Source organism: Rhodococcus sp. IEGM 27 (genome assembly GCF_033142305.1).
Classification (GTDB): domain Bacteria; phylum Actinomycetota; class Actinomycetes; order Mycobacteriales; family Mycobacteriaceae; genus Rhodococcus_F; species Rhodococcus_F oxybenzonivorans.
Window position 1 is genome coordinate 1 of sequence record NZ_JAWLSG010000030.1, and the last position, 5,549, is coordinate 5,549.

Sequence of the window (5,549 nt, forward strand, 5' to 3'; positions counted from 1 at the left end):
GGACACTGCCAACCTAGGAACCGGTGAGCGGGCACCGATAGAACGAGTGCGCCCTTCACTGGTACCTGTGCGCCAACACATCACCCGAAAACAGACAACCGACACGCGCCGTCGATCAGGACGTACGCTGCTACTCCTCGGCCCGATCGGCCGCAAATTGCTTCGCCGCCTTCGTGCACCATTCGGTCCAGGACAGTTCACTGTCGATGCCCGCCTGCAGGATCAGGTGCTGGAGTCGTTGTCGGCGAGACGTCAGGGGACCTTTGAAGTCCCGATCCTCTATATCGCGGTACGTCTGGAGAAGGGACCGGTGATAGTCCAAATGCTGGTGAATGTCGTCCGTCAGGTCGACGTCGCCCAGAACGGCGGCGGCGCGCATGCGCACGAGGAGCGGATCCCTGAGGGGCACCGGCTCTTGCCTGGTGTCCACCCATTCTCGTAGATAGCGCACGCCTGTTTCGGTGATCTCGTATGTGCGAGGTGCGCCCCTGCCTTTGACCTGGCTGGCATGCGGCTGGATGAGACCGTCCCCGGTCATAATCCCGAGTTCACGATAAATCTGCTGGTGGGTCGCATGCCAGAAGTAGCCGATGGACGAGTCGAAGCGTCGCGTCAGCTCCTTGCCCGTGGCGGGGCGCTCCACGAGCGCCGTCAGGATCGCGCACCTCAGCGACATCGATTGCGACCTCCGTGGTTTCTCGTGTGACGTATGGCGCTGCCAACTTTACTCATGCGGCTCACACCACTTGTGCAACAAGTTGCACAAAAGCTAGTCTTCGCAGCGAGACAGCACATAGCCGCTAGCAAAGGACGAGATCGATGACCGCCTTCCGCAGACTGTTCGAACCGCTGCAGGTGGGGCCGTTGACCCTGCCCAATCGGGTAGTGATGGGTTCGATGCACCTGGGCTTGGAAGAAGTCGAAGGCGGATTCGAGGCGATGGCGGAGTTCTACGCCGAGCGTGCACGGGGCGGTGTCGGGCTCATCGTCACCGGCGGCGTGTCTCCGAACCATGCCGGCAGGCCGTTCGAGGTGGGCGCGACACTGTCCACCGCCAACGACGTAGGGCGGCACCAGCTGGTGACACGATCGGTGCACGACGCGGGCAGTCGAATCATATTGCAGCTCCTGCATTTCGGTCGCTATGCCAAGCATCCAGATCTCGTGGCGCCGAGTTCCGTGCGAGCGCCGATCAATCGTTTCGTTCCGCGCGAGATGGACCCGGTAGAGATCGAAGAGACCATTGACGACTTCGCAGCGGCGGCTGTGCTGGCGCAGACCGCCGGTTACGACGGTGTCGAGATCATGGGGTCCGAGGGCTATCTGATCAACGAATTTCTCGCGCCCCGTACCAATCTCCGGCTCGACGAATGGGGCGGGGACTTCGATAACAGGGCACGGTTTGCCCTCGAGATCGTGCGCCGCACCCGCCGATCGGTCGGCGAAGACTTTCTGATCTCTTTCCGGATTTCCGTCACCGATTTGGTTCCGGACGGTTCCACCTTCACGGAGACGATCGAACTGGCGCGGCGACTCGAGCAGGCCGGGGTGTCGATTCTGAGCACCGGAGTCGGGTGGCACGAATCGAGTATCCCGACGATCGCGTCACCGGTGCCTGCGGGAGCGTTCCGAGACTACTCGGCGAAGATTCGCGCGGCTGTGACTGTTCCGGTCGTCGCGAGCAACCGGATCAACACTCCTGAACTCGCGGAGGCCATCTTGGCCAGCGGTTCTGCGGACCTGGTATCGATGGCGCGTCCGCTGCTGGCTGACCCGGACTTCGTGAACAAGGCACGTACCGGGAGGGCGCACCGCATCAACACCTGCATCGCCTGCAATCAAGCGTGCATCGACCATACGTTGGCCGAAAAGACGACGACCTGCTTGGTAAATCCCCGGGCAGGCCATGAGCTCACGTTGCTGGTCGCCCCGCCGAAGGTTGGCAAACGCGTCGGCGTGGTGGGGGCCGGGCCTGCGGGGATGGCATTCAGCGCGTTCGCCGCCCGACGGGGCCACCAGGTGACACTGTTCGAAAGTCGTCCCACGCTCGGCGGGCAGTTCGATCTGGCCTGGCGTATCCCGGGTAAGTCGGAGTATCGCGAGACGATCAGATATTACGAGGGTGAACTCGATGAAGCGGGTGTCTCGGTCCGGCTGAAGACACAGGCTGATGCCGAACTGTTGGTGTCCGAGAATTTCGACGAAATCGTTCTCGCGACGGGAGTGAAACCACGCGAGATCTCGATCGCCGGAGCATCGCATCCGTCGGTGGTCAGCTATGTCGAAGTCCTTCGCGGAAGGGCACCGATCGGTGACCGAGTCGCGATCATCGGTGCCGGCGGCATCGGTTTCGATATCGCCGCGTTCGTCACCAACGAGGAATCGTCCGATACCCATGCACGTGAGGACTTCTTCCGGCACTGGGGAGTGGACGTCGATCCGGATGTTCCGGGCGGAGTGCGGGCACCGGTGAAACGCGGATCCGCACGCAGGGTCTATTTGCTTCAGCGGAAGACCGACAAGGTGGGTGCGGGCCTCGGGTTGACCACTGGCTGGATCCACCGGGCACACGTCACGTCTCGCGGAGTGGAGATGATGTCGGGGGTTACCTACGAGGCCGTCGACGACGCGGGTCTGCACATCACCGTGAACGGTCGCGCCACCACGCTGGACGTGGACACGGTCATCGTGTGTGCCGGACAATTGCCCGAGCGTGACATCTACGACGAGTTGCTGACACGAGGGATACCGACACACCTCATCGGGGGAGCGTCGGTCGCTGCGGAACTGGACGCCAAACGCGCCATTCGGGAGGGCGCGGAACTGGCCGCCAGCATCTGATCGGCGGCGGGTCTCATCGAATGAGGGAGGAGCGGTCCGCCTGTCGGCGAACCGCTCCTCCGATCGGTCGTTGCAGGGTCTCCGGTTCAGCGGTGCACCCCTCAACGTTCCACAGCTCAGCTCGCGTTCACCGTGGGCATGATTTCCTCGGTCAGACGCTCGAGGTCGTCCATGGTCTTCGAGGTCGGCACGTCCCTGAATGGTGGCCACAGAAGCGGCATTGTGAGGCCGGCCTCCTTGTAGCTCTCGAGCCGATCCTCGATTTGTTGAGCCGTACCCCCGAGCAAGTTCGTGGCCTTGCCCGCCGGGCTCTGATCGACCGGCTCATCGGTGATGACGAACCAGATCATGCTGGCCCTGTAGACCGTACTTCGCGATCCGCTTTGCCGAGCGCTTCGGATCCTTCAGGCCTGAGAAGTAGATCCGCGGGCCAGGTTTCTGGATCGGCTTGTGGCCGAATCCTGATAGCGGAAAGTCGGCGAATTCGCCGTGGTACTCGAACAACTCGTTGAACCAGATGCCCTGCATGATTTCGATTGTCTCGCGCACGTGCCCGTGTCGGCGGGGAAACAGGTGCGGGACGCTGGCGGCCGCGAACTCCTCGGGCATCCAGCCCGCACCGACCCCGACGTTGAGCCTGCCGTTGGATAGGTGGTCCTGAGTGGCGAGTTCAGCGGCGAGAACCCCGGGGGAACGGTACGGGGTGTCGATGATGCTCATGCCGATCTGCACCTTCCGAGTCTTCGGGGCCCGCCATGGGATCAGAGTCATTCCTTGAAACCACTTGCCTCGCGGAATGACCGGCACGCTGTCAGGCAGGTCGGTCATCATGCCGAACGGGTATTGGAGCTCCGCCCGGTCGGAGGTTTCGGGGACGACAATCCGGTCGAGCGTCCACACCGAATCGAAGTCGACGTCCTCGGCGAGGGCGGTGAGATCTCGAGTTCTTGCAGTGTCACGTGGTCGCGGAAGTTCGGAAGGTAGAGATCTAGCTTCATCGATCGGGCTCCTCACAATGTCGGCGGCGATACGTCCAGCCTGAAGAAACAACGCGATAGTGCTGACGCGACGCAGATTCTGTCTCGGTGGACTTTCAGCACCGCTCAACGCGGTCGCTCGTGCACCCCAACGCTCCGTCAACTACCACTGTGGGCTGTGCTGACTTCGGTGTGTGTGTTTCTCAGGGTGGGTTTGTCGATTTTGCCGACGGCGTTCTTGGGGATGGCTTTGATGATGTACGCGGTGGGTCGTTTGTAGCCGGTGAGGTGTTGTTCGCAGAGTGTGGTCAGCGCTGTGGTGTCGATGGTGGCGCCTGGTCGTGGTTGGACGTAGGCGACGACGATCTCGCCCCATTTCTCGTCGGGCACACCGATCACGGCGGCTTCGAGGACCGAGGGGTCTGTGGTCAGAACATCTTCGATTTCCTTGGGGTAGATGTTCTCTCCGCCGCGGATGATCATGTCCTTCGACCGTCCGACGAGAACGAGGTAGCCGTCGGGGTCGAAGTGGCCGACGTCGCCGGTGTGGAGCCAGCCGTCGACGAGGGTGCGCGCTGTTTCTTCGGGGCGGCCGAGGTAGCCGCGCATGATGTTGGGGCCTCGGACGATGACCTCACCGTCCTCGCCGTTGGCCAGTTCGGTGCCGTTGTCGTCGACGATCCGGATTTCCTGGCCGATGAGGGGGAGTCCGACGCTGCCGGCGCGGCGGGGGCCGTTGACTGGGTTGCAGGTGGAGACGCAGGTCCCTTCGGAGAGTCCGTAGCCCTCGATCAGTGGGAACCCGTAACGCTTCTCGAACCGGGTCAACAACACGTCCGAGGCGGGTGCGGCTCCGCAGGCCCCGAATCGCAACGACGAGGTGTCGGGGACGAGCTCCGGGGGGAGCGCGGCGAGCATGTTGTAGATCGTGGGTACCGCGCTGAAGTAGGTGGGGCGTTCACGTTCGACGAGGTCGAAGAAAGTTTTCGGGTCGAACCGGCCGACGATGACGGCGCTGCCACCAGCGAGCAATGGAGAGAGAATGCTGACAATGATGCCGTTGACGTGAAAGAGCGGCAGGATCAGCAGGGAACGGTCCCTTGGCTCCAACGCCAGTGCCACGCCCATCATTTCGGCCATGGCCTCGATGTTGCTGTGGTCGAGCATGACGCCCTTGGGTGTGCCGGTCGTGCCGCTGGTGTAGACGAGTAGCGACAGGGCGGTCGGGTCCAGGATCGGTGCCGGATCGAACCCCGCGTGGTCGGTGTAGAGGGCGTCGGCGGAGAGAGTCGGGGTGTCCGGTGTGGTCGAGCCGTCCTCGATGACCAGCAGGCGCGCGTGGGAATCGCGTAGTTGGCGTTCCACTTCGATGTCGGTCATGCTGGGATTGACCGGTGTGACGGTAGCGCCGATCCGCCAGGCCGCGAAGAGCAGCACGACGAACTCGAGGCGGTTGGTCAGTTTCACGGCGACGACATCGCCGGCACCGATCCCGAGTTCGTGCAGGTGATGTGAGGCCGCCCGTACGCGCGTGAGCAGCTCGGCGTTGGTGAGCGACTGCCGCCCGTCGGAGATCGCCGGCCCGTGCGGGTCCAGATCGGCGCGGTGGTCGGGCAGGGAAGCGAAATGCATGGCGTACCTATCGGGTCGGGTTGGGGTGTGGTGTTTTGTGTTATTGCGCGCCGTCGCGGGCGGCGATTGCGTTGATGGCGGAGAATTGCAGGGTCCAGA

The 5,549-nt window shown here is 62.9% G+C and carries 5 protein-coding genes; 1 reads left to right on the top strand and 4 read right to left on the bottom strand.

The annotated features are described in order from the left end of the window. Positions 1-130 precede the first annotated feature (130 nt). Positions 131-676: a PadR family transcriptional regulator gene (locus tag R4P95_RS33285; protein ID WP_213576917.1), complete on the bottom strand. Its 546-nt coding sequence runs from the start codon at positions 674-676 to the stop codon at positions 131-133. A gap of 143 nt (positions 677-819) precedes the next feature. Between R4P95_RS33285 and R4P95_RS33290 the strand changes: the two genes are divergently transcribed. Next, positions 820-2,841 (top strand): NADPH-dependent 2,4-dienoyl-CoA reductase, encoded by a 2,022-nt coding sequence (locus R4P95_RS33290; RefSeq protein WP_317747832.1) that lies wholly within the window; start codon positions 820-822, stop codon positions 2,839-2,841. 116 nt (positions 2,842-2,957) lie between these two features. Here the strand turns inward: R4P95_RS33290 and R4P95_RS33295 are convergent, their stop codons facing one another. The 3 genes from R4P95_RS33295 to R4P95_RS33305 form a co-directional block, all read right to left on the bottom strand. Beyond that, a complete protein-coding gene (locus R4P95_RS33295) occupies positions 2,958-3,191 on the bottom strand; it encodes a hypothetical protein (RefSeq protein WP_317747831.1) in 234 nt (77 codons plus the stop codon). Then, positions 3,166-3,891: an LLM class flavin-dependent oxidoreductase gene (locus tag R4P95_RS33300; protein ID WP_317747830.1), complete on the bottom strand. Its 726-nt coding sequence runs from the start codon at positions 3,889-3,891 to the stop codon at positions 3,166-3,168. Before R4P95_RS33300 ends, R4P95_RS33295 begins: the two co-directional genes overlap by 26 nt. 86 nt (positions 3,892-3,977) lie before the next feature. Continuing rightward, positions 3,978-5,450 carry a class I adenylate-forming enzyme family protein gene (locus R4P95_RS33305; RefSeq protein ID WP_213576919.1) on the bottom strand — a complete coding sequence of 491 codons (1,473 nt, stop codon included), beginning with the start codon at positions 5,448-5,450 and terminating at the stop codon, positions 3,978-3,980. Positions 5,451-5,549 lie beyond the last annotated feature (99 nt).

Excerpts from the sequence above, each read along its gene's own strand:
- R4P95_RS33285 (WP_213576917.1), bottom strand. The coding sequence starts at position 676 with ATGTCGCTGAGGTGCGCGATCCTGACGGCGCTCGTGGAGCGCCCCGCC.
- R4P95_RS33290 (WP_317747832.1), top strand. The coding sequence starts at position 820 with ATGACCGCCTTCCGCAGACTGTTCGAACCGCTGCAGGTGGGGCCGTTG.
- R4P95_RS33295 (WP_317747831.1), bottom strand. The coding sequence starts at position 3,191 with ATGATCTGGTTCGTCATCACCGATGAGCCGGTCGATCAGAGCCCGGCG.
- R4P95_RS33305 (WP_213576919.1), bottom strand. The coding sequence starts at position 5,450 with ATGCATTTCGCTTCCCTGCCCGACCACCGCGCCGATCTGGACCCGCAC.